Origin of the sequence: Roseateles terrae (genome assembly GCF_014192155.1) — a bacterium.
Lineage (GTDB): Bacteria > Pseudomonadota > Gammaproteobacteria > Burkholderiales > Burkholderiaceae_C > Roseateles > Roseateles terrae.
Window position 1 is genome coordinate 1228878 of the sequence record NZ_JACHXO010000001.1, and the last position, 23881, is coordinate 1252758.

Here is a 23881-nt window from a genome sequence, read left to right on the forward strand (position 1 = left end):
TCAGCTCGCGGCGGCCAGGCGCGGCGCGGCCGGCACGTCATGGTTGGCCACGATCTCGCCAAACGGCCCGGTGAGCGCCGGCGCGGTCAGTTTCTCGCGTACAGCCAGCGGCAGCAGCGGGAACACCAGCTCGGCGAAGCGATAGGCCTCTTCCAGATGCGGATAGCCGCTCAGCACGAAATACGCCAGGCCGAGGTCGGCGTACGCCTTGATGCGATCCGCCACCTGCTGCGGATTCCCCACCAGGGCCGTCCCCGCACCGCCGCGGACCAGCCCGACACCGGCCCAGAGATTGGGCGCAATCTCCAGCCCCTCGCGGATGTTGGCCTTGTTGAAGCGGCCCTTATGCAGCTCGGCCATGCGGCGCTGGCCGACCGAGTCCATGCTGGCGAATTTGGCCTGGGCTGCGGCCACCACGTCTTCGTCCAGATGCTGCACCAGTTCCGCAGCCGCGCGCCAGGCTTCGTCTTCGGTCTCCCGCACGATCACATGCAGGCGGATGCCGTATTGCAGCGTCCGGCCCCGGGCGGCAGCACGTGCTTTCACGTCAGCCAGTTTCTGTGCCACAGCTTCCGGCGGCTCGCCCCACGTCAGATAGGTGTCCACCTGCGCTGCCGCGAGTTCATGGGCGGGCTCCGAGGAACCGCCGAAGAACACTGGCGGATACGGCCGGCTGACGGGCGGGTAAAGCAGCTTGCCGCCCTTGACCTGCAGCAGGTCGCCGTTGAAGTCCACCGCTTCGCCTTCGTGGCTGGCTTCCAGCACCTGACGCCAGATGGTCAGGAATTCTTCCGACAGCGCATAACGCTGGGCATGCGGCAGGAACAGGCCATCGCCCGCCAGTTCATCCGGATCGCCGCCAGTCACCAGGTTGACCAGCAGACGTCCACCGGACAGCCGGTCCAGCGTCGCGGCCATGCGGGCGGACTGCACCGGCTGGACCAGTCCCGGCCGCAGTGCGACCAGAAATTTCAATTGCCGGGTGGCCTCGATCAGGCTGGCCGCCACCATCCAGCTGTCCTCGCAGCTGCGGCCGGTCGGCAGCAGCACGCCCTCGAAGCCCAGCGTGTCCGCCGCGATGGCCACCTGGCGGTAGTAGTTGAAGTCCGCCACCCGGGCGCCCTTGGAAGTACCGAGGTAACGCGAATCCCCATGGGTGGGGATGAACCAGAACATCTTCATGAGAGGACCTTTAAGACGATCAATGGGCGGCCGTCTTCAGCGCACGCGGCAGTGCATCGCTGATGCGGATGGAACGCGGGATGAGCTTGAGCTGATGGAAGGCGTCGGCAATCTGTTGCTGCTGGGCCGCCACTGCTGGCGTGATCGGCTGGATGCCGTATGAGAAGCGGCTGGCCGCGAGTTCGGTGGTGGCTGCATCCAGGCCGATCTGCGGTGCGAGCACGGACACCACCGCCGGCAGGTTGCTGGCCGACCAGCGGTCCAGCCGCGCCAGTTCATCCACGATGGCCGCCACCACCTGCGGATTCCGATCCGCATACGGACGGGCGGCAAGGTAGAACTGGAGGTTGTTGACCACACCGGTGCCATCCGCCACCACCCGGGCGCCGAGCTGTCGCTGGGCAGAGGCGAGGAACGGGTCCCAGATCACCCACGCATCCACCGCGCCGCTTTCGAAGGCGGCCCGCGCATCCGCCGGCGGCAGATAGACCACCTGAAGGTCGCTGTACTTCAAGCCTTCCTTCTCCAGCAGCTTGACCAGCAGATAGTGAACATTCGAGCCCTTGTTGAGCGCGACCTTCTTGCCCCTGAGATCAGCCAGGCTGCGCACCGCAGAACCCTTGGGCACGATCAGCGCTTCCGCCGACGGCGCGGGAGGCTGGTGCGCCACGTAGACGAGGTCCGCGCCGGCCGCCTGCGCAAAGATCGGTGGCGCCTCGCCCACGGTGCCGAAGTCGATGGCGCCGACGTTCAGGCCTTCCAGCAGTTGAGGACCGGCGGGAAACTCCGTCCACTTGACGGTGATGCCGAGCGGGGCGAGCCGCTTCTCCAGATCGCCCTTGGCCTTGAGCACCGTCAGCGTGCCGTATTTCTGAAAGCCGATGCGCAGTTCGTGCGGGGCCGGCGTCTGGGCGGCTGCATGGCTCGCCGAGCCAGCGAGAACGAGTGTGGCGGTGACCACGGTCGCGCAGGCTGCGGCGAAGCGCAGGATGCGACGACGGTGGAACAGGGGGTTGGGCATGGAGAGGACCTTTGGCAAAGAGGCGGGAACATCAGGGAGGCAGGGGCCAGGCGTGAGGCATCGGGCGGGAAGGAATCGTCGGGCCGGCCTCAAGCACGCCGCAGGCGGCATCAGGGTTCAGACATCAGCCAGCGCACGCTGCGGCATCCGCTCAAACACCTGCGCGGCGCTGGCAGCCAGCCGGCGTTGGATGTCATCCTGGATCTGGTAGTGCCCGTCTGCATCCTTGGGCACCTGCCCATCGCAGGCGTACACGCTGTCCGCGTGGCTGCGTGCGCCCAGTGATGAGAGCACCGGCAGCAGACCGTAGTCCAGCGCCAGCAGATGGGCGGGGCTGCCGCCCGTGGCCACGGTCCACACCGTTTTGCCCTTCAGACCCTCCTGCGGCAGCACATCCAGGAAGACCTTCAGCAGTCCGCTGCAGGACGCCTTGTAGATGGGCGTGGCCAGCACCACCACGCTCGCGCGGGCCACGGCGTCCACCGCATCGCGCAAGGCGGGATGGCTGAGGTCAGCCTGCAGCAGCGCCTCGGCCGGCAGCTCGCGCAGGCGCAGCCAGTCAGGCGCCAGGCCCAGGTGCTGCAGACGTTCCGCCGCGGCGGACAGCAATGCACTGGAGCGGGACTTGAGGCTGGGACTGGCCGCAATCAGAAGGAGGGACATGGCGGGGACGGCCTTCCCGGCAGGGAGGCACTGAAGCGTTCGGAGTCCTCACTCTACGAACCGCCCCGCAGCAGACCAACGAAGAAACGCAAGCTTGCTTAGGCGGAATGTGCATGTGCGGGTGCCATCGCCGCTTCCAGCGTCCGCAGCAGTTCCGCGCGAAGATCCGCCACGGCCGCGCTGCCGCGATGCCGAGGCGCGCGCAGCGGCACCGGCACCTGCCGCAGAACGCGGCCGGGTGCTGCGCCCATCACCAGCACCCGGTCGGCGAGCAGCACCGCCTCTTCCACATCATGGGTCACCAGCACCAGCGCCGTCGCATGCTGGCGGGCCAGCGCCGCCACCAGGTCCTGCAGCTTCATGCGGGTGAAAGCATCCAGCGCGGAGAACGGCTCGTCGAGCAGCAGCAATTGCGGCTGGGTGTAGAGCGCGCGGGCCAGTGCCACCCGCTGCGCCTGTCCGCCGGAGAGCTGGCGGGGCAGCGCGTCCCGCAGGTCGGCCAGGCCGACTTCCTCCAGCAACGTGATCGCGCGATGCATGCGGTCATCGACGCGTGGGTCGGTCGTCGCGGGGATGGAGCCAGGTCGTCGGGCACCGCTGCCCCGACCATTCCCCCAGGTCGGCGTCAGATCGAACATCACGTTCTCCAGCACCGTCAGCCAGGGGAACAGGCGCGGCTCCTGGAACACCACGCCCACCGCGCGGCTGGGGCCGTGCTGCGGCACGCCATTCAGCAGCACGCGGCCTTCAAACTGGTCGTCGAGGCCGGCGAGGATGCGCAGCAGCGTGCTCTTGCCGCAACCGCTGGCGCCCACCAGCGCCAGGCGCTCACCCGGCGCCAGCTGCAGGCGAATGTCCGCCAGGACCGGTGGAGGCCGTCCCTGGGCGACCCCACCTGCGCGGCCTGCACTTCCCTCACCGCCCGCACCGCCTTGACGGCCTGGACGTCCTGCGCTCCCGACACCTGCCGCAGCGCCAAAGCGCTTGCGATGCACATGCAGATCCAGCATCACGCGCCGCCTCCAAAGGTATCGCGCCAATGCAGCACACGACGTTCCACCGTAGCCATCAGGCTGTCGCTGAGCTTGCCCAGCACCGCCAGCAGTGCGATGGCAGCCAGCACGAGGTCGGCGCGGCTGGTCTCACGTCCGTCGGTGAGCAGGTAGCCGAGCCCCCGGCTGGCGGCGATCAGCTCCGCCGCCACCATGAACATCCAGGCCAGGCTCAATCCATTGCGCAGACCGGTCATCAGCGACGGCATGGCCGCAGGCAGCAACACCCTCCGCGCCAGTGTCAGCCCGCCGAATCCACGCAGCCGCGCCACCTCCACCAGCTTGCGGTCCACATGCGCAATGCCGGAGACGGTGCCCATGTAGACCGGAAAGAACGCACCGATGGCGATCAGCACGATCTTCGACGCCTCGTCGATGCCCAGCCACAGGAGCAGCAGCGGCACCCAGGCCAGCGAGGGAATCGCGCGCAGGGCCTGAAAGCTGGGCGTGAGCAATGCGTCGGCGGTCCGCGACAGGCCGGTCAGTGCGCCAAAGCCCAGCGCCAGCCCCGCGCCCAGCGCAAACCCGGCCAGAACTCGACCGGTGCTGGCCAGGATGTGGCCGGTCAACACACCCTGGCGGAGCAGATCCAGCAGCGTCTGCGCCACCTCGCTGGGCGGTGGCAGCAGCTGTGGCGTGATCCAGCCCGCCCGGGCGGCCAGTTCCACCAGCAGCAGAACTGCCACGGGCAGCAGCAGGCCCGTTCCGGGAGGCAGCCCGCCCGCTCGACGCCGACGTCCCCGTGCCGACGCCGGGGCGCCAGGCACGGACGGGGCAGCGTCCTGACGGGAGGCACCGACCGTCAACACCGAGGCAATCAATTCCGGATCGGCCGACATCCCGTCACCCTCGGATCAACGACGCCGCGAAGCGCGTATCGACCAGGTCGGCCACGACCCGCGACAGATCAGTCCCGGGTTTGACCAACTGCTCATCCGTCAGGATCGGCGCGGCGGCGCGAAGCGCCTGCACATGCGTCTGAGAAGGCAGCGGCTGCGAGAAATCGGTGCGCAGCTTGATCTGCAGCAGCGCCACCGGCAGGCTCACCTTGGCTTCCTCCGACAGGATGCGCGCCGCCTCGGACGGATTCGCCAGGGTCCACAACCGGGCCTTTTCATAGGCCAGGATGACGCGCTGCACCGCTCGCGGCTGCTGCTGCAGGAAGGCGTCGCGCACGTTGAGGAAGCCGTAGGTGTTGAAGTCCACGTTGCGATAGAGCAGCCGTGTGCCGGCGCCCAGCTCACTGGCCGCCATGTGCGGGTCCAGCCCCGCCCAGGCATCCACCCGGCCCTGCTCCAGCGCGGCGCGGCCGTCGGCATGCTGCAGGCTGACATGCTCGATGTCACCGCGCTTGAGTCCCACGGTGTGGAGCGCGCGCAGCAGGAACAGATAGGGATCGGTCCCCTTGGTGGCAGCCACCTTGCGACCCTTCAGGTCGGCCAGGGTGCGGAGGCTCGAGTCGCCGCGCACGACCAGCGCGGTCCATTCGGGGCGGGAGTAGATGTAGGGCGTGCGGATCGGGGCGCCATTGGCGCGGGCCAGCAAGGCGGCCAGGCCCGCGGTGGAGCCAATGTCGATACTGTCCGCATTCAGGTATTCCAGCGCGCGGTTGCTGCCGGCGCTGAGCACCCATTTGACCGTCACGCCGTCCGCGCGGAAGTCGTCCTCCAGCCAGCCGAAGCGGCGCAGCACCAGGCTGGTCGGCGAGTAATAGGCATAGTCCAGCCGGACCTCCTTCAGCGCCTCTGCCGCGCGCGAGGGCGTGCTCAGGCTCAGGCTGGCGAGGCCCCCCACCCCGCTCAGACCCAGGGCGAGAGATTGGCGGCGATTGATCTTGGTCTTCATGTCGTGGACTCCGTCTGCGCGGTCAGGGAAGAATGGGAAGAGGCATTGGGGTCGATGCTTCACGAAACGCCCCGAGCATGAGTGCCTTCGCCGGATGCGGGGCCGCCAGCCGGTCGCCCCGGCCAAACAGTCGCTGCCGCAAGGTGGTGGGCTGCTCGGGTGTGGACGCCGATTCACGCGGTGGCGAGTAACGTCCGCGTCGCTGCAACTCCGGTACCACCAGCGTCACCACGTCCTCGAACGTGTCAGGGGCGACCGCGTAGGTGAGGTTGAAGCCATCCAGCCCGGTCGCCTCCTGCCACGCGATGAGCTGGTCCGCCACCTGCGCGGCATCGCCGACGAACACCGGGCCGCGGCCGCCCAGGCCAATGAAGGCAGCGGCTTCGCCCACCGTCCAGCGACGCGACGGATCGGCGCTGCTGAACGACGCCAGTGCGCTGCGGCCGGCCTGGGTGTCGAGATACTCGATGGTGGCGTCCGGCGGATAGCGGCTGAAGTCCACACCGGTCCAGCCGGAGAGCAAGGCCAGCGCCGCCTGCAGATCGACATGCCGGAGGTAATCCGCCCGTTTGCGCAGTGCTTCCTCCTCGGTCTCACCGGTGATGATCAGCGCCTGCCCATAGATGATCAGATCCTCGGCCTGGCGCCCCTGCGCCACTGCGGCCGCGCGCAGGCCCTCCACCGCGTCCCGCACCACCGGGACGCTTGGGCCGCTCACAAACACGCATTCCGCATGCCGTCCCGCAAACGCGCGGCCGCGGCTGGAGGCGCCCGCCTGGAACAGCACTGGCGTGCGCTGCGGCGAGGGCTCGCACAAGTGGATGCCGGGCACCTGATAGAGAGGGCCGTCGTGGGCGATCGGGTGCACGCGGGACGCATCGGTGAATACCCGACCTGCCTTGTCCCGTTGCACTGCGCCGTCTTCCCAGCTGTGTTCCCACAGCTTGTAGACGACCTCCAGATATTCATCCGCCTGGTCATATCGCTCGTCATGGGCCTTCTGATGCGCCTGGCCGAGATTGCGCGCCGCGCTGTCCAGGTAGCCGGTGACGATGTTCCAGCCCACCCGGCCCCGGGTGAGGTGGTCCAGCGTCGAGAGCCGGCGCGCAAAGCTGTAGGGGTGCTCGTAGCTGAGTGCGCAGGTCACCCCGAAGCCGAGATGCTCGGTGACGGCCGCCATCAGCGGCACCAGGGCCAGCGGATCGTTGAGCGGCACCTGCACCGCGTGACGCAGGGCCGCCTCGGGCGAGCTGCCGAAAACGTCGTAGACGCCCAGCACATCCGCCAGGAAGACGCTGTCAAACTGGCCGCGCTCCAGCAGGCGGGCGAGATCCTGCCAGTACTGCGGGTCGGTGTAACGGTGCGACTGATCCCGCGGATGGGTCCACAAGCCCGGCGACTGGTGCCCGACGGTGTTCATCGTGAACGCATTGAAGCGGATCGGCTTCGGCCCCGACGATGCACCCATGCCCCGCGCCCTCACCGCAGAAAGTCCGGGCGCGAATAGCCCGGGAAGTGCTTGTCCAGCACCGCCTTGAATGCCGGCGCGTGGAAGGCCTGGGCGATGTCGCGTGTCCAGCGTGCGTCCTTGTCCTTGCCCTGGACGGCCACCACGAGCAGGTAATGGTCGGGTGTCTTTTCGAGCACCAGCGCATCCGTCAGTTTCAGGCCGCTGGAGATGGCGAAGTTGCCGTTGACGATGGCGTAGTCCACGTCGTCCAGCGTGCGGGGAATCTGCGCCGCTTCAATCGGCTGGAGCTTGAGCTGGTAGGGGTTGCTGGCGATGTCCTTCTCGGTGACGCGGATGGGGTCCGCCCCCGGCTTGAGCGTCAGCAGCTTCTGGTCGGCCAGCAGGGCGAGCCCGTGGGCCAGATTGGCGGGGTCATTGGCGAGCGTGATGCGGTCGCCGGTCCTGACCTCGGCCAGGCTCTTGCGCTTCTTCGAATAGATGCCGAACGGCGCCATCGGTCCCTGGACCACCTCCACCAGATCCAGCTGCCGGTCCTGGCGGAAGCGGTTGAGATAGATGGTGTGCTGGAAGAAATTGGCGTCCAGGGCGCCCTGGGCCAGGGCGATGTTGGGCTGCACATAGTCGTTGAATTCGACCAGCTTCACCCGATAGCCCTTCTGCTCCAGCAGCGGCTTGATGCCCAGCCGCAGCACCTCCAGATTCGAGCCGGCGGTGGCACCGATGACAAGCTCCTTCTTGTCGGCCGCCGTCTGCCCCTGGGCAGGCAGCGGTGCCAGAGACAGACCCGCCAGGCTCACGGCGGCAGTGAGGGGCGGCAATAACAAGGACAGCAGGGACAGCAGGGAGCGACGAGGCAGTGACATGAGACGACGAAGGTTGGGGTTAGCGTTTGTCCAGCCGGCGCGCCAGGGCGTGCCCGCTGAACTGAAGGATCTGGACCAGGACCACCAGGATGGCGACGGTGAAGACCATGACGTCGGTCTGGAAGCGGTAGTAGCCATAGCGGATCGCCAGGTCACCGATGCCGCCACCCCCCACCACGCCCGCCACCGCGGAGTACGAGAGGAAACTGATGGACAGCACCGTCAGCGCGCCCACCAGACCGGCGCGGGCTTCCGGCACCAGCACCCGCCAGACGATCTGCCACTCCGACGCACCCATGGCATGCGCCGCTTCGATCACACCCCGCGGCACCTCGCGCAGGCATTGCTCGGTGAGCCGCGCGAAATAGGGAATGGCGGCGAACGACAGCGGTACTGCAGCCGCCAGCGGGCCGATGGAGGTGCCCGCCACCACCCGCGTCACCGGCACCAGGGCAACCAGCAGGATGATGAAAGGAAAGCTGCGGACGGTGTTGACGACGCCATTGAGCAGCCGACGCACCACCCCTGCCCCTGGCCAGTGCGACAGCGACTCACCCGGGCTGATCAGAAACAGCAGCACGCCCAGCGGGCCACCGATCAGCACCGCGGCGCTCAGACCGATGCCCAGCATCAGTGCCGTCTGGCCGAAGGCGGTGACGAGTTCGGGCAGCAGGCCCACGATGGCGGCCGGCAGCCAGGGGGCCAGCCCGGTCTGAATCGATTCAAGCATGGGGCATCTCCACACGGGCATGGCCTTCGGCTCGCAGGTCCGCGCTGGTGGAAGGACGCCGGCTCAGCGTCGAGCCACCGGCGACCACCCCCGGCGACCCCGCATGGGCCGCTGCCAGCGCCGCCAGCTCCCGTGCGAGCGCGGACTGGCCCTGGGCGGCCTCGGACGTGGCGAATTGCTCGACGAGTTGCCCCGCCTGCATCACCGCCACCCGCTGGCACAGCTTGAGCACCACGCTTAACTCGTGCGTCACGATCACCAGCGTGACACCCAGTTCCCGGTTCACCGCGTGCAGCGTGGACAGCACCTCCCGCGTCGTCTCCGCATCCAGCGCAGAGGTCGGCTCATCGCACAGCATCACCGCAGGACGCGGGGCCAGGGCGCGCGCAATTGCCACGCGCTGCTTCTGTCCGCCGCTGAGTTGGGCGGGATAGGCGTCCGCCTTGTCGACAAGCCCCACCTGTGCCAGGCATTCCGCCACCCGGGTGTCGATCCGGGAACGGCTCCAGTGCCCTTGCAATTGCAGGGGCAAAGCGACGTTGTCAGCGACGGTCGCGTTCTGCAGCAGATTGAACTGCTGAAAGATCATGCCGATGCCGGACCGCGCCCGTCGCAACTCGCGGGCGGACAGGTCGGTCAGCGTCTGTCCGGCCACCTGCACCCGTCCCTGATCGGGACGTTCCAACAGATTGATCATCCGCAGCAAGGTCGATTTGCCGGCACCACTGCGGCCGATGATGCCGAGCACCTCGCCGGGCTGAACCGTCAGGTCCACGTTCCGCACCGCGTGCAATCGCCGTCCGCCACGCGCGTCAAAGCTGCGATGGACCTGCTGCAGCGAGATCAGCGGTGGGGCGTCCGCAGCGCCTCGCATGGCAGGCGGCGGGACGTTCGGCACAGGCGTTGATGGGGCGGGTAGCGGCATGGGAGATGGCCGGGATTGGCGTCCATGGGAGGAGTGGCAAGAGGCGGAAGCGCGAGGCGCAGAGCCACCGCACCACGACGGGGGACGTCCTCTCAGGGTTGAGCGTTGAAGATTCAGGAATAGGCCGTGGGCTCGGGAATCCGTCCGTCGAGGCGATAGCGCCCGACATCGCGGATCTTGTAGTCGACCGGGTCATGCAGCGTGTGCACCCGCGCATTGCGCCAGAAGCGATCCAGCCCGAAGCGGGCCGAGGTACTGCGCGCACCGGTCAGCTCGAACACCTGACTGCCGACGGCGAGTGCTGCCCGATGCGCCAGCACCTTGGCCTCTGCACCCGCCACCGCCACCTCGCCACGTTCCTGCGCAGTCAGCGCCTCACCACGACCCAGGGCCGCATCGAGCGCCCGCACGGCGTCGGCAGCCACGCTCTGCGCCGCCCTCACCGGCAGCCACAGATCGCCATAACGGTGTTGCACCAGCGGGTCATCCACCGCGCGGTCCACGCCGGAGGCGGACCAGGGTCGGGTCTGGGTGGTGGTGTAGCGGCACCCCTGTTCAAAAGCACCTTCCGCCAGCCCAAGATAGAGATGCGCCATCACCAGCTGGGCGATCTGGCTGCGCAGCGTGGCCCGGGGTGTCGGTGCCTGACCGGGCACCTGCAGCAGTTCGTCGTGATCGAGGCTGACCGCGTCGAACGTCACAGTGCCGCTGTCGGTCTGCCGTTGCCCGAACGCATCCCAGTCCTGGGCCACGGCCACGCCCTGACGCCGGGTGGGCACCACGCCGATGAGGAAGCCACCGTCCTCGGTGGTCGCAGAGACGGTCAGCCGGTCCGAGCCCAATGCGCCGGAGCAAAAACTCTTGACGCCGTCCAGACGCCACCCGCCGGCCACGGCCGTGGCGCGCAGCCGGGTGTCCGCGGGATTCAGCGCATTGCCCCAGAAGAGGCGCTGCTCTGCGGTCTCACGCAGATGGCGGCTGCCATGTTCCAGGGCCGCGGGTCCACCGTACAGGCTCACGCCAAAGAGCTGGAGATGATGGAAGCCCAACACATGGGCCAGCGAGCTGTCCACGCGGGCGAGCACACGGACGGTGTGAAAGAGCTCCGGCGCACCGCCGCCGAAGCCCCCGAGGGCCCGAGGTACCGTCAACGACAGCAATCCGCTGGCGCGGATCAGCTCCCGCTCGGCGAGCGCGTGGCCACCCGCCTGATCACGGGCGACGGCGGTTTCATCCAGGCGCCTGGCCAGCGCAGGCAGCGCGCTGGTCAGCAACGCGGCCAACGGATCTGCCGACGCCGCCGACAACGGATGGACGGCGTCGTGGATCGTCAGGTCGGATTCGGCGCGGGAGGGGGCCGGATGGATCAGCGCAGAAGTCATGGGCGCCAGTGTTCCCGCAGCACCGGCAGCGACCAAGCGCCGAAATCATCTGTCCTTATGCACTTTTGTTTGCTGGTCTGTTCGCGGGTGGCTGGAGCTTCCAATCCAGCGCAAGCGTGAGCAGGTGTACGGTAACTACACCCTCTCCGGCATCGCATCAATCGTGATCAGGTCCCGCCCGCCGTGGGCGGTATTCACCTTGCCGCCCAGGGTGACACGCCCGCCGCCCAGGAAGCGCTCGGCGAAGCCGGTCGGGCCGGCGTCCTTGTCCGCAGGCGTGGCTCCGCTGGCCCGATGCTCGCCGCCGAAGCCGTTGTCGCGGGAGCGCTGCTGACTCTGGTTGACGAACAGGCGGAACGGTTGCCACGAATCCTCGTCCGCCACTTGCGCCGCGATCTGCTGTCGCAGCCCCTGCATCTGATCCCTCTTGGCGGCGGTGTCGCCGGGCTGGCGCTCCAGCGCATCCAGTCGGTGCAGACAGGCGGTGATGGTGTCCGCGGCTTCCGGCTTCAGGCTTTTGCGCTCGATGAACATGCGGCTGTTGCCCGGCGGCAGGTGCGCGACCTGCTGCAGGAAGCCGTCCAGCGCCTCCTTCCCGCCGCTCAGAGTGCCGTCTTCCCGCCGCACGCCCAGCCGGGGCTCCCACAGGCCACGCTGTGAGTTCACCATCTTCATGAAGTCCTCCTCGACCGCACATTCGCGATGCTTGTAGGAAATGCCCGGCTGGACCTTGCCGTCCATCGTGGTGATGCGGACGGCGCCGTTCTGCGCCTGCAGGATCAGTTCGGTCTCCACGCCCACCTTGTGGCGGGCGAAGACGGCGACGTCTGGCTGACCCTGCTTGGCAATCGCCGGGTGAGAGAACCCGCCACTCAGCGCCGCCCCCACCGAGGTCTTGCTGCTGCTGTTCGCCTGGGTCGTCTGGGTGGCGCCGGAGGTCTCCCTGGCCTTGCTGCGGTTGAAGAAGTTGCTGCGAAGACCCAGCCCGCCAGCGATCGAGAAGCGCCCGACCGGCCCGGCCTTGACACCCACGTTGCCGTCCACGCCGAGCGACGCCGTGGCCTGATGGGACGAGCCGGTGTTCCAGCCGAAGGAGATGTCCCGGTAGTCGCCAATCTTGCCGACCATCTGCGCCCACATCTCCCCACCGCCTTGCGGACGGGTCGGGCCAGCCGTGTTGCCCGCAGCCGTTGGAGACGGCTGGGCAGCAATGTCGAAGACGCTGTTGACCACCAGTTCGCTCATGCGTTTCCAGTTGTCCGATTTCATCGACTGCGTCAGGCTGGCGTCCAGATCTCTGTGTTCCTCACCCTGCTTGTTGGTGCGGATCATCAAGCCCTTCGTGAACAGATGGGCGCCACCCAGCCGCGCCATCGCCTGGGCGCTCATGTTGACGATACCGGCCTGCGCACCAACACGCACACCCAGGCCGACCATCTCCGTCACCTTGGTTTCGCTGCCGAGGAAGATCACCCCCGTGTTGGAAGCGACGCCCGCCTTGAGCACGGCGGTGCGGGTGTGGTCCAGGTTGAATTCGGCGACCGGTGTGATGCCGGTGGTCAGCGCCCCGACGCCGTTGACCTGGGCCGCCAGGTAGCCAAACATGCCGCCGATGCCGTTCTTGCGGCCATCGCTGTAGTCCGTCATGTCGCCGCCGGCCACGACGGAGATCATCACCTTGCGCAGGATCTCGCGCCGCCCCGCCACGTCCCGTTTGTCGAATTCGTCCTGCAGGGCCTTCAACGTGTTGTCGATCGCGGCCTTGCCGCGGAGGATGTCGACATCCTTCTTCAGCTCAGCGAATGGGTCCGTGGGGGTGGACGCTGCAGCAGAACCGTCAGCGGATCCGGCAGCGGTGACGGAGGTGCCGGCGGCGCCAGCGGTGTTAGCGGGCGAAGCGGTCGTAGCGGTCGCAGCTGTAGCCGTTGTCGCCGCTGTCGCCGATGCGGCAGTCGACGCAGTCGCCGCTGTCGCCGATGCGGCAGTCGACGCAGTCGCCGAGCTCGCCGGTGTTGCCGCTGCAGGCAGCTCCGCCAGCCAGTCATGCAGCGTCCCGGGTAGCAGCGGTGCGTTCAGGTGTGCAGCGTTCTCCCGTGCGACGGTGCCGTCGTGCAATGCGGGCGGCGTCGCCCCGTTGCCGCCGAAGAGGGTCTGGTTCAGCGCCCTCGCCTTGTCCAGCACCGCCTCAGGCGTCAACCGGATGCCCTGCGACAAATCCAGCAGCGGCCCCGGCTTCTCCGGCACCTGCGCTTCCCACAGTTGCATCGCCGCCAGGCGCATCAGCCCCGCAGTGCGCTGCTCGGCGGTGAGCGGTGACTGGGGGTTCGTCAGTCGCGACTCCAAGGTTTTTTTGCTCCGGTCCAGCGCGCTGCGCAGCCGCGTGGCGTGCTCACCGGACACCGTGCCGATGTGGGAGCCCAGCGGCCCGGCCTGCATCAACGTCTTCAGCGGCGTCTTGTCCTTGCCGCGTTTGCGCCTAAATGCCTGGCGCGGATGCTTCACGTTGTCCAGCAGGCTCGGGCCCGCCACGGGTGTCGCGCAGGCCAGATCGATGTACTTCACAAACTTGTTCAGCCGCCTGGCCATGTTGTGAAAGTCGCTGCCCTGGCCGCTCTCGGTGAAACCGTTGCGCAGCGCCACATACGCCGGCTTGAGATCCGCCCTCGCCTCCGGTCCCGTTGCGTCGACCCCGCGCAGCAGGTTGTCCTTGGCATAGAGAAAGGCTTGCACGGACAGCGTGGCCGGGTCTTCCCGGTCATTGCGGGACCGGGTGCCGCGGCCCAGCTGCGTGGCGGTCTGCAGCGTCGCGAAGTCTGGACGACGCTGCAACGCTTGCAGAATCTCTTCGCTGCCCTGCGGGTCGGCCACGGTGATCGGCTGCCTCAGCGCCGCACTCGGCCTGGCGAGCTGGCGCATCACTTCGGTTTCGGCGCGCAGTCCGAGCTTGTACATCTCCACCGCCTGCTCGGCATGCCGGCGATGCGGGTCGGCTTTGTCCGGCAGCGACAGGCCCTGCAGATGCAGCAAGGCGTCCATGCCGCTGCTGGTGGCGGCCAAGACCCGGCGCGCCTCATTCACACGGGACTGCATGGCGTTGTCGTGCGGCGGACTGAGATCCGACAGGCCGGCCAGCGGCGACGGCTCCGCGCCCCGTCGCCGCACGCCGCCCAGTTGCGGGGCCGGGTCGCTCCAGAGCCGGTTGTAGAGGTGCGCGGCAACGGCGGGGTCATCGGTGACCGAACGCAGGACCGTGGCGACGAGCAGCGCCTGCTCATGACGCAGCGGATGGCCGTCCGGGCGTCCGGTGGGGTCTGGGTTCGGGTGGCCGAGCAAGGCATCCGCCAGGCGCGTGGCGGCGGGGGTGGCGGCCGTGGCTGCATCCCCCCCGGCAAACATGCTGTGAATCTCGGCGGTGAAGGCGACGGCATTGCCGAAGGCAGGTGGCGTCGCGGCTGCGCCGGGCTTGCCGACAGCGCCCTGGGCCAGCAGACCGGCCGTCTTCACCGCCGCTGTTCTGGCCTTGGCGTCCACCGACTTCAGCGCCCGCGCGTCGGTGGCGGTGGTGATCGTCTTGGACGGTGGCAGGCCGTCGCGGAAACCGGTGGTGGCATTGGTGGTGCTGGAGGCGCTGAAGGGGCCGAGCGTTCCATCGATCTTCAACGGACCCATGCGATTGCCGAGCGACTCGGTCTTGCGCTGGACCGCATCGCGAGCGCGCCCGATCAGCGTGCCGGGCGGGGGGGTCGCGGCCACACCGGAGGCGCCGGTGCCGGTGGGCGGCGTCGGTGGGCTGAGGGCGTCACACAGCGCGGTCACCGTGCCGCTGATGGCATCGCGGGCGGTGGTGGCACCCGCGGCCGCCGCATCGCGAGCCTGGGCGCTCGTCTGAGCCTGGCGGACCGCTTCAGCCGCCTGCGTGGCCAGGCCGGTCCGGTTCTGCTCGGCGGCCTGCAGTGCTTGCTGGCTGGACTCGGCGGCGGCGCGCAAGCTGTCCAGCCGGGTGGTGGCCTGCTGCGCGGTCTGCTCCAGCCGCGCGACCACTGCTTCCTGCTGCTGCACATCCGCCTGTGCCCGTGCCAAGGCCCGCTCGGCGCGCTGCACGGATGCCGACTCACCGGACGGAAGCGAGCTTGCACCCGTCGCAGTCGGCGCTGAGGCATTGGCGCCGACCGCACCGGGTGAAGTGCCGGTGCCGGCCGCGCTGGATGAGGTCCCGGTGCCGGCCGCACCCGGCGCGCCGGTGGGGCCCGAGGCTGTCGTCGTCGACGAGGCTGGGGCCGCCTTCGCGGCATTCAGGGCCTGCTCACAACGTTGCACCTCGGTGGTGAGACGCCCTGTCGGCGCCAACAAGGCCTGCGCTGCCTGCAGGGCCTGCTCCGCACGCTGGGTGACCGGCACCTGGGCCTGATACGCCTGATGGTCAGGATGCGCCTGCGTCGCGAGCTCCATCACCTGCGCAGAGGCCGACGCCAACGCCCGCTGCACCTGTGTCGCCGCCGCCGCATGGGTCACGGCGGTGGTCGCGGCCGCCTCATGCGCCTGGATCGCAGGGGTGTGCTGGGTCACCGCCTGCGTCAGTGCGGTGCGTGCCGCGTCGAGCTGCTGGGCCGACGTCCGGGCCGTGTCCCGCTCCGCCTGCGCCTCGGTGTGCCGGCGGGTGCCCGCGGCGAGGTTGTTTCGCGCGGTGGTGAGGTGCTGCTCCAGACCTCGGCGGTCCTGCGTGTTCTGCTGCAATGCGGTGTCCACCGCCGCCAGCGCGGCTTCCAGGGGCTGCAGGTGGGCCTGATGCTGCTGAAGGTCGGCTCGGGCGCGGGCCAGTTGCTGCTGTGGCGTCGCTGTCGTTGCTGCAGGCTGCGTCCCGGGCGCCGGCTGTGCGCCTCCGGCAGGCCGCTCTCCGCTGGCAGCGGTTGCAGGGTCCATGGCGGTCGCTGAGCCAGCAGCGGTCGTAGGGCCGGTAGCAGTCGCAGAGCCGGCAGCGGTCGAAGGTCCAGCAGCGGTCGCAGGAACGGCTGGGGTAGCGCTCGACTGCAGGGCATCGACGCGTGCCTGCGCGGTCGCCACCGCCTGCCGGGCCTGCGCCAGAGCTGGATCGCTGTTGAGCTGCGCCCGCTGCTGCGTGAGCGCGAGGGCCTGCTGCGTGTTCTCCTGCAGGGCCTGCTGCTGCCGGGTGACGGCCTGCTGCAAGGCAGGCAGGGCGTCGTGCGCAGCGGTCAGCGCCTGCTCCGCCTGCGTCAGGGCCGTCTGCCGTGTCGCGGCTTCGGCGTCTGCTCCGGTGGTGGCCTTGGTGCGACGCTCCGTCAGCGCCTGCGTCTCCTTGCGCGCAGTCCCGAGTGCGCCCTGCGCGGCGGCCTCGTCATCCACGCGATGCGGCACCTCGGCGTGCGCGGCGTGGGAGCGGTTGCGGGCGGCGTCTGCCGTGATGGTCGGCGCTGGCAGTCCGCCCGTCGTTGCGGAGGTCCCGTGCCCGGGCGTGCTGGTCGGGACGGCAGTTCGCAGCGGCGGTTGAGTCTGCGGCTGGGAGTGAGATGACGACTGCGCCTGGCGTGGGGCCACGCTGCTGCGGGCCGACAGGCCTCCAGTCACCGCACCCGTGCTGGGCAGCTGCGACGGCGTGCTGCCGGCAGCAGTTCCCGCGCCCGCAGGTCCGCTGCCCGGGGTGGGGGGCGTCTGCGGCGTGCCGCCCGTCAGGGTCTGCATCGGATAGCTGCCACCGCCGGCACGCGGATCATTCGGACGGGAAAACACGCTCATCTTGGCTCCCAGAACTGCACTGCTGCCAGCGCACTCTGGGACTGCAGACCGCCCAGCTTTCGGGGCCAGGCGAAGCATTCATCGCCAATACGAAGCTGGATCGTTCTCCGCCGGTTCTCCGCCGCACCTCGTCATCAAAGTGTCGTCCGCGATTACCGTCCGAAACCTCCAGGGCTGATCGCCCAGCTCCATGGACATCCGCCGAAGTCCACCGACGTCCGCAACGTCCGTGCAGTCCGTGCAGTCCGTGCAGTCCGTGCAGTCCGTGCAGTCCGTGCAGTCCGCCGCAGTCCGTCGAGGTCCCCAACGTTCCGTGAAGTCCGTCGAGCGCCGCCGAACCGCCCGGCGGGTCTTCCATTTGCGTTGGGTTCCGCCGGTCCCTTCAGCGCGATGTTTCTCCGGGCGGCGTCTCGGCAGACCGGCCCTGAGCATCCCCGGGCGCCGTGCCACCGCCGGCGCCCTGCGCACCCTCGGTCCCCGGTGTCTCGAAGCCACCGATCAGGACCAGCACGATGAGCCCTACGACCGCCGCCAGCACCGCCCCCCAGCTCAGCCGCGCCATGCCGGACGTCCGTCCCACGCGTTCTGCCGCGACCGGGCGGTCCAGCACCAGCTTGTCGCGCGGCGACACCGGCACCACGCGCGTGGGCGGCGCCGTCACCGGCGGCGCCTGACCGACGTCCACGGACGATGCCTCCCAGGCGCTGGCCGGCCCTGCCGCCGGCTGCCCCTGGGTCGCGGACCCGGCGGCTTCACCGTCCTCCGCCCGTTCCTGCTGCGAGGACCGGCCGCCCCTGGCGACCTGACGGACCGGACCTTGCGGCGCTCGCCGACCGCGGCCGGACGCCGACACCCGCTTGGCCTCGATCCGATCAGCTCGATCGCCACCGCCGGCCACCGGCATCACGCCGCCCCCCTCACCCACGGACGCTCCGTCTTCCTCGACGCGCTCCTCTTCCGCTTCATCCTGCAGACGACGGACCACCGCGCCCATCAGGCGATTGGCCGATGCGCCGCGCCGCGCCCCGACGTCATCCCGACGCCGTGCACCGTCTCCCCCGACGAGGGGCAACCGCAGCTCCTCCGCGCCGACCAGACCCGACACGGCGGATGCCCCAGCCGCACCACCACCGCCGCCCCAGCCGGCAGACCGACCGCCGGCGGAAGCCGGAGACGCCCCCGGCGGCTTCACGGGCGACGCCGATCCCGGTGAGGTCCCGGGCCCTGGGGGGCCCGCCGTCGAGGTCAACCGTGGCGGCAAGCGCGCAGGGTCCATACCCATGCGGCGCCCCTCACGCGCCGCCCGCCGTCAGCTCGCGGCGCGCAGAGTCGCTGGTCGAGAGCCGGGTGATCGCCATCGTCCGTCCCGGGTCCAGCGCCAGGTCCTGCGCCGGCTGCACCACCAGCGTCGTCGACGCATCCGGCGCGGACGTCATCCCCGCAGCCACTGCGACCGACAGCGCCAGCGATGCACGTTCGTGGCTGCCCAGCGGCGCTGCGGTCGCGCTCGGTGCCTCACCAAACTGCTGCCGATAGTTGTGCGCCAGCGTGGAACGATTGCCCATGCCCCAGCGCGATGCCACCGCCAGCACGCTGTCGCGCCCGGCCATCTGCTGCAGCTCGGTCCGGATGCAGGCCATGCGCAGCTTGCGCAGCAGTTCGGCGGGTGTCAGCCCGAGATGGTTCCGAAAGGCCATCTGCAGGGCCCGCTCGGTGACATCGATCTCGGCCGCGATGCGCCGCACCGACAGCGTGCGGTCATGCAGATGGTCCAGCATGAATTGATACGCCCGGCGGTAGCGCGGCGGCAGGCGTAGCTGATCCGCGTCCGCCTGTTCGGCCCGCTCCTGCTGTTCCAGGAACCGCGAGTACGGCACCCGGGTCAGTTCGAACCGCAGCCGCGCCAGAGACAGTTGCGCATGCTGCCGATAGCAGCGCAGCGCATCGGAGTGCCGGCCATTCATCACATGCAGGCGGGACGCACAGTAGCGCAGCTCAATGGCATGCCGATGATGCAACTGCCGCGCATCATCCACCGCCAGCGCCCCCAGGATGTCGCAGGCCGATCCGGCCAGTCCGCGGTCCAGCAGCGCCAGTGCGGCCTCCACCCGGGCCCGCTCCTCCAGCGGCGCCAGACGCCGCTCCTTGTACCAGCGCACGCCATCGAACAGGGCCTCGACGCTCGCGGCCGTGCGGGCTTCCACCGCAGCGGCCGGTTGCATCAGGGCCAGCAGGAAACGCACGCGCGCGGCCGCCGCCGGAACCGCATGCAAATCCTGCAAGGCCGACTGGAGCGAGCGGCGCAGGTCCGGCGCCGACAAGGGATGGGCCACCGTCACATCGTCGTAATGCCGCAGGGCGCGGCAGACCTGCAGTTCAAGACCGATGGCGGTCAGCAGCGCCGGGCAGCCGGCGGGCACCTCCGTGGCCGACCCGCCGCCGGGCGCCTCCGCCTCCCTCACCAGCTGCTCGGCGAAGGCCAGCGTGCGCGTCGCCCGCCGATGCTCGCCCATCGAGTCCATCGCCTTCGCCAGCCCGGCCAGCGCCACCACCCGCGGCAGCAGCGCCGCATCGTCGGCGTCCGCCACCACATTGAAGCTCTCTGCCGCACGTCCCGGCTTGTTCATGTGCAGGAACAGCAGGCCGCGGTCCAGCGACGACAGATGGCGCATGCGCGCCCGCGGCAAGGTCTCGTAGTGGCGCAGTTGCCGCTGCATCAGTTCTTCGGCCTGCTCCTCGCGGCCCGCGGCGAGCAGCGCCTGGATCATCATCTGACCCAGGGCCGCCGGATCACCCACCTCGGCCCCGGCGCTCCGCTCCAGCCGCGCCAGCCCCAGCCGCAAGGCCTCGTGGACATCCCCCCGGCCCACCGCATCCGCCACATCGGCGTCCGCCTCCGACAGCGTCAGCCGCCCCAATGTCATCAACAGCATATGAACTCCCTGCTTCATTGGATGCTCGATGCGCCGCCACAGCACATCGTTGCGAGATGCTAGGCAGAGGTCCGCCGCGATGGCCTCATCTCTTCCCTATGAAATCCTCAACAATTCTCAACAGCCGTGCGCCGGGCTGCGTCATCGCCCCGCGCCAAGGCCCTGCAGTTCGGGTCCCGGCACACGGCTTCGCCCCCATAGCGAAGGCACCCGGGCGCCCCGGCCACAGTGACAGCGAACACGAGGAGCTGCTGTGTCCGCTGTGCTGTCCACCGTTGATCTGTCCCTCCTGCCCCGCCCGCATCGGGCCCATTTGCGTCCGGCGACCACGCAGGACGCGCAGGCCATCGCGGCGATCTACAACGCGTCGCTGCGCACCCAGCCCTATCAGCCGGAGGGCGTGTCGGCGGAGACCGGCGCCCGCTGGCTGTCTCAGGAGATGGCGCGGGTGCGGGAGCTGGATGCGCAACCGGAGGCCAACTATCTCGGCCCGATGAGCGTGCCCATGACGCGCCGCATCATCCTGGTCCATCAGGTCTATCAGCGGCCGATGCTGGTGGCCGAGATCGACGGCGAGGTCGCCGGCTGGATGGGATCGCTGGGCATGCACGAGCGGCCGGGCCTGTCCGCATTGTTCGAGTTTGCCTACTACGTCGCGCCGCGCTGGCGCGGTCACGGCATCGGCACGCAGCTGGTGCGTCACCTCATCACTCAGGCGCCCACCTGGCAGGTGGATCGCCTGCTGGCGACGGTGTGGAGCGACAACGCCGCCAGCCTGGGCGTGTTGCGGCACCTGGGGTTTCAGTCGTGGGGCCGGCTGCCGGGCGCTGTCATGGCCTTCGGCAAACGGCGTGACCTGTTGATGATGGGCATGACGCTGCCCGACGCGCGCGCCGCTTCCAATGGCTGAGAAGACCGAACAGCCCAGCCAGAAGAAGCTGGACGACGCCAAGAAGAAGGGCCAGTCCCCCAAGAGCCAGGACATCAATGCGGCCGCCGGGCTGCTGGTGATGACCGTCTGCCTCACCGCCGCCACCACCTCGGCGCTGGCGCACCTGGAGCGGCTGTTCTCCCTGGCCAGCGGCATCGCCATCGGGGTGCGCAGCGATGCGGACGTGCTGGCCATTGCCTACGACATGGCCCTGGAGGGCGTGTGGATCGTGCTGCCGTTTGTCGCCGCCGCCATCGTGACCGGCTTTGTGGCTTCCTTCGCGCAGGTCGGCTTCAACATCAGCTTTGAGCCGATCTCCCCCAACTTCGACAAGGTGAATCCGGGCGCGGGGCTGAAGAAGCTGATCTCCCTGCGTTCCATCATCGAGCTGGTGAAGTCAGTGTTCAAGGCGATTCTGGTGGGCTGCGTCGTGGCCTTCATCACCATGGGTCTGGTGCCGCTGATGGTCGGCGCGGCGACGCAGACCCCGATGGGCGTGGCCGCCATTGCCTGGAGCGCCCTGCTCAAGCTGCTGGTGGCCAGCGTGATCACGCTGATCGTCATCGGGCCGGTGGACTTCGCCCTGCAGCGCTGGCTGTTCATCCGCGACCAGCGCATGGACAAGGACGAGGTCAAGCGCGAATACAAGGAAATGGAAGGCGACCCGATGCTCAAGGGCCAGCGCAAGCGGCTCGCCCATGAAATCGCGAACGGCAATCCGACCCGCACCGTGCCGCAGGCCTCGGTGGTGGTGACCAACCCCACCCACTATGCGGTCGCCTTGCGCTGGCGCCCGGGCGAGACGCCGCTGCCGGTCATCGTGGCCAAGGGCGCGGATGACCAGGCCATGGAAATCCGCCGCATTGCGGAAGCCTCCGGCGTGCCGATCGTGGGCGACCCGCCGCTGGCGCGGGCGCTGTTCAAGGTGCCGGTGGATGAGACGGTGCCCGAAGCCCTGTTCGAGGGCGTGGCCACCGTGCTGCGGTGGGTGGCCATGCTGGAGGCCAACGGTGCCAGGGGCGCTTCCCCTGCCGCTTCCCGCGGAGACGCAGCATGAGCAACACCCTGAGCGACAAAAGCACCCTGGGCAACGACCTGGCGATGAGCCTGCTGGTCGTGGCCATCGTCGGCCTGATGATCCTGCCGCTGCCCACCGTGGCCATCGACAGCCTGCTGGCGGTGAACCTGGCCATCAGTGTGCTGCTGCTGATGACCTCGCTGTTCATCCCGAATGCGGTGGCACTGTCGTCCTTCCCTTCGCTGCTGCTGTTCACCACGCTGTTCCGGCTCTCGCTGAACATCGCCTCCACCAAGTCCATCCTGCTGCATGCGGATGCGGGTCACCTGATCGAGAGCTTTGGCGAGCTGGTGGTGGGGGGCAACCTGGTGGTGGGCATCGTCGTCTTCATCATCATCACGGTGGTGCAGTTCATCGTGATCTCCAAGGGCTCGGAGCGGGTGGCGGAAGTCGGCGCGCGTTTCACGCTGGATGCGATGCCCGGCAAGCAGATGAGCATCGACGCCGACCTGCGCGCCGGCCTGCTCACCGGCGACGAAGCCAGACGCAAGCGTGCGCTGCTCGGCATGGAGAGCCAGATGCATGGCGGCATGGACGGGGCGATGAAGTTCGTGAAGGGCGATGCCATCGCGGGGCTGATCATCACCCTGGTCAACATCCTGGCCGGCATCGTCGTGGGCATCATGTACCACGGCATGACGGCCGGCGAAGCGGCCAACCGTTTTGCGGTGCTGTCCATCGGCGATGCGATGGTGTCGCAGATCCCATCGCTCTTCATCTGCGTGGCTGCCGGTGTGCTGATCACCCGGGTGGCGGACGAGCATCAGAAGAAGCCGCTGTCGCTGGGCCAGGAGATCGTGGCGCAAATGACCGCGAATGTGCGGGCGATGTATCTCGCGGCCGGGCTGGTGGTGGCCTTCGCTGCGGTGCCCGGCTTTCCTGCGGTGCAGTTCCTCATGCTGGGCGCGGGGCTCGCGGCAGCGGGGCGGTATCTGTCGCGGCAGCGCCGGTCGGGAGAGGCGCAGAGCCTGTCTGCACCGATCGCCGCGCTGCAGCGGGAAGGCGCCAAGGGGGATGCGCCGTCCATCATGCAGGAGGCGCCGCATTTCTCGCGGCCGCTGGCCGTGCGCATGTCACCGGCCCTGGCGGCCCTGCTGATGCCGCATCAGCTCGATCAGGCGATGGAGCGCGAGCGGGTGCAGCTCCAGTCGATGCTGGGCGTGCCCTTCCCGGGCGTGTGCATGTGGGTGGACAAGGCGCTGGAGGCCCTGCGCTTCGAGGTGTTGATCAACGATGTGCCGGTGCGGCATGTGGAGCTGCCGGGCCGTTTGCTGCTGATTCCGGATGCACTGGGCGCCCCGCCTTGGGCCAGCCGTGCGCAGTCCCACGGCGCCGTGATGGAGCAGGCCGAGTCCCGCTGGATGCCCGGCGCGGACATCCCGGAAGCCGAGCGCGGCAAGTGCCTGGACATCGAGCAGGTGATGGCCCGTCAGGTGATGCTGCTGCTGCGTCGCAATGCCCATCAGTTCATGGGGGTGCAGGAGATCCAGTGGATCGTCGACAAGGCCACTGCCGACTATCCCGGCCTGGTGGCCGAGGTGCAGAAGATCCTGCCGGTGCAGCGGATTGCGGAAGTGATGCGCCGCCTCCTGGAGGAACAGGTGCCGATCCGCAATGTGCGCAGCATCTTCGAAAGCCTCATCACCTGGGGCCCCAAAGAAAAGGACATGCTGCTGCTCACCGAATATGTGCGCGGCGACCTCGGTCGTTATCTCGCCTTCGAGGCCAGCGCCGGCAAGCCCTACGTCTCCGCCATCCTGCTGGACGCCGGGGTGGAGCAGGCCATCCGCCAGTGCATCAAACCGACGCCCACCGGCAACTATCTGGCGATGGCGCCGGAGAGCGCCGCCGCCATCACCGAGAAGGTGATGCAGATGGCCGGCGCAGCGCCGGAGCCCGGCGTGGCGGTGGTCACCTCGATGGACATCCGCCGCTATGTGAAGAAGATCATCGAGACCCGCATGGACAGCCTGCGCGTCTACTCCTACCAGGAGCTGGGCCATCAGGTGGAACTGCGGCCGCTGGGGCGGGTGGTGATGTGACCCGGTGGGCGG

The 23881-nt window shown here is 68.8% G+C and carries 17 protein-coding genes; 3 read left to right on the top strand and 14 right to left on the bottom strand.

Annotated features, from left to right (window positions below; genetic code table 11):
* The 14 genes from ssuD to FHS28_RS05200 form a co-directional block, all read right to left on the bottom strand.
* Entirely contained in the window at positions 1–1182 is a 1182-nt protein-coding gene (ssuD, locus tag FHS28_RS05135; protein ID WP_088448786.1) for an FMNH2-dependent alkanesulfonate monooxygenase, read from the bottom strand.
* A 19-nt stretch (positions 1183–1201) separates the two neighbouring features.
* Complete coding sequence (locus FHS28_RS05140) at positions 1202–2203, bottom strand: sulfonate ABC transporter substrate-binding protein (protein WP_088448785.1); 1002 nt, start codon at positions 2201–2203, stop codon at positions 1202–1204.
* 117 nt (positions 2204–2320) lie between these two features.
* Positions 2321–2866 carry an NADPH-dependent FMN reductase gene (ssuE, locus tag FHS28_RS05145; protein ID WP_088448784.1) on the bottom strand — a complete coding sequence of 182 codons (546 nt, stop codon included), beginning with the start codon at positions 2864–2866 and terminating at the stop codon, positions 2321–2323.
* 98 nt (positions 2867–2964) lie between these two features.
* The gene (locus tag FHS28_RS05150; RefSeq protein WP_088448783.1) at positions 2965–3876 is read right to left on the bottom strand and encodes an ABC transporter ATP-binding protein; all 912 of its coding nucleotides are present in this window, start codon (positions 3874–3876) and stop codon (positions 2965–2967) included.
* A complete protein-coding gene (locus tag FHS28_RS05155; RefSeq protein ID WP_088448782.1) occupies positions 3876–4757 on the bottom strand; it encodes an ABC transporter permease in 882 nt (293 codons plus the stop codon). The genes FHS28_RS05150 and FHS28_RS05155 overlap by 1 nt, the downstream gene beginning before the upstream one ends.
* Positions 4758–4761: 4 nt before the next feature.
* Positions 4762–5763 (bottom strand): aliphatic sulfonate ABC transporter substrate-binding protein, encoded by a 1002-nt coding sequence (locus tag FHS28_RS05160; protein ID WP_088448781.1) that lies wholly within the window; start codon positions 5761–5763, stop codon positions 4762–4764.
* Positions 5764–5785: 22 nt separating this feature from the next.
* The gene (locus tag FHS28_RS05165; protein WP_088448780.1) at positions 5786–7231 is read right to left on the bottom strand and encodes an LLM class flavin-dependent oxidoreductase; all 1446 of its coding nucleotides are present in this window, start codon (positions 7229–7231) and stop codon (positions 5786–5788) included.
* Between the two features lie 11 nt (positions 7232–7242).
* Positions 7243–8097, bottom strand: coding sequence for a MetQ/NlpA family ABC transporter substrate-binding protein (locus tag FHS28_RS05170; RefSeq protein WP_088448779.1), 855 nt, complete (start codon positions 8095–8097; stop codon positions 7243–7245).
* Positions 8098–8116: 19 nt separating this feature from the next.
* Positions 8117–8827 (bottom strand): methionine ABC transporter permease, encoded by a 711-nt coding sequence (locus FHS28_RS05175; protein ID WP_088448778.1) that lies wholly within the window; start codon positions 8825–8827, stop codon positions 8117–8119.
* Positions 8820–9701, bottom strand: coding sequence for a methionine ABC transporter ATP-binding protein (locus FHS28_RS05180; protein WP_088448777.1), 882 nt, complete (start codon positions 9699–9701; stop codon positions 8820–8822). Before FHS28_RS05180 ends, FHS28_RS05175 begins: the two co-directional genes overlap by 8 nt.
* Before the next feature lie 164 nt (positions 9702–9865).
* A complete protein-coding gene (locus tag FHS28_RS05185) occupies positions 9866–11080 on the bottom strand; it encodes an acyl-CoA dehydrogenase family protein (RefSeq protein WP_375140721.1) in 1215 nt (404 codons plus the stop codon).
* 189 nt (positions 11081–11269) lie between these two features.
* Positions 11270–16885 carry a coiled-coil domain-containing protein gene (locus FHS28_RS05190; RefSeq protein WP_184294173.1) on the bottom strand — a complete coding sequence of 1872 codons (5616 nt, stop codon included), beginning with the start codon at positions 16883–16885 and terminating at the stop codon, positions 11270–11272.
* A gap of 382 nt (positions 16886–17267) precedes the next feature.
* Positions 17268–18077: a hypothetical protein gene (locus FHS28_RS05195; RefSeq protein ID WP_184294175.1), complete on the bottom strand. Its 810-nt coding sequence runs from the start codon at positions 18075–18077 to the stop codon at positions 17268–17270.
* A 100-nt stretch (positions 18078–18177) separates the two neighbouring features.
* The gene (locus FHS28_RS05200) at positions 18178–19818 is read right to left on the bottom strand and encodes a helix-turn-helix transcriptional regulator (RefSeq protein WP_184294177.1); all 1641 of its coding nucleotides are present in this window, start codon (positions 19816–19818) and stop codon (positions 18178–18180) included.
* A gap of 253 nt (positions 19819–20071) precedes the next feature.
* On the opposite strand from FHS28_RS05200, the gene FHS28_RS05205 reads away from it, so the two are divergent.
* The 3 genes from FHS28_RS05205 to sctV are packed head-to-tail and all read left to right on the top strand — an operon-like array spanning position 20072 to position 23869.
* Positions 20072–20728: a GNAT family N-acetyltransferase gene (locus FHS28_RS05205; RefSeq protein ID WP_088448772.1), complete on the top strand. Its 657-nt coding sequence runs from the start codon at positions 20072–20074 to the stop codon at positions 20726–20728.
* Positions 20721–21806, top strand: a complete 1086-nt coding sequence (gene sctU, locus FHS28_RS05210) for a type III secretion system export apparatus subunit SctU (protein WP_088448771.1) — start codon at positions 20721–20723, stop codon at positions 21804–21806. The genes FHS28_RS05205 and sctU overlap by 8 nt, the downstream gene beginning before the upstream one ends.
* Entirely contained in the window at positions 21803–23869 is a 2067-nt protein-coding gene (gene sctV / locus FHS28_RS05215; protein WP_088448770.1) for a type III secretion system export apparatus subunit SctV, read from the top strand. Before sctU ends, sctV begins: the two co-directional genes overlap by 4 nt.
* Positions 23870–23881 lie beyond the last annotated feature (12 nt).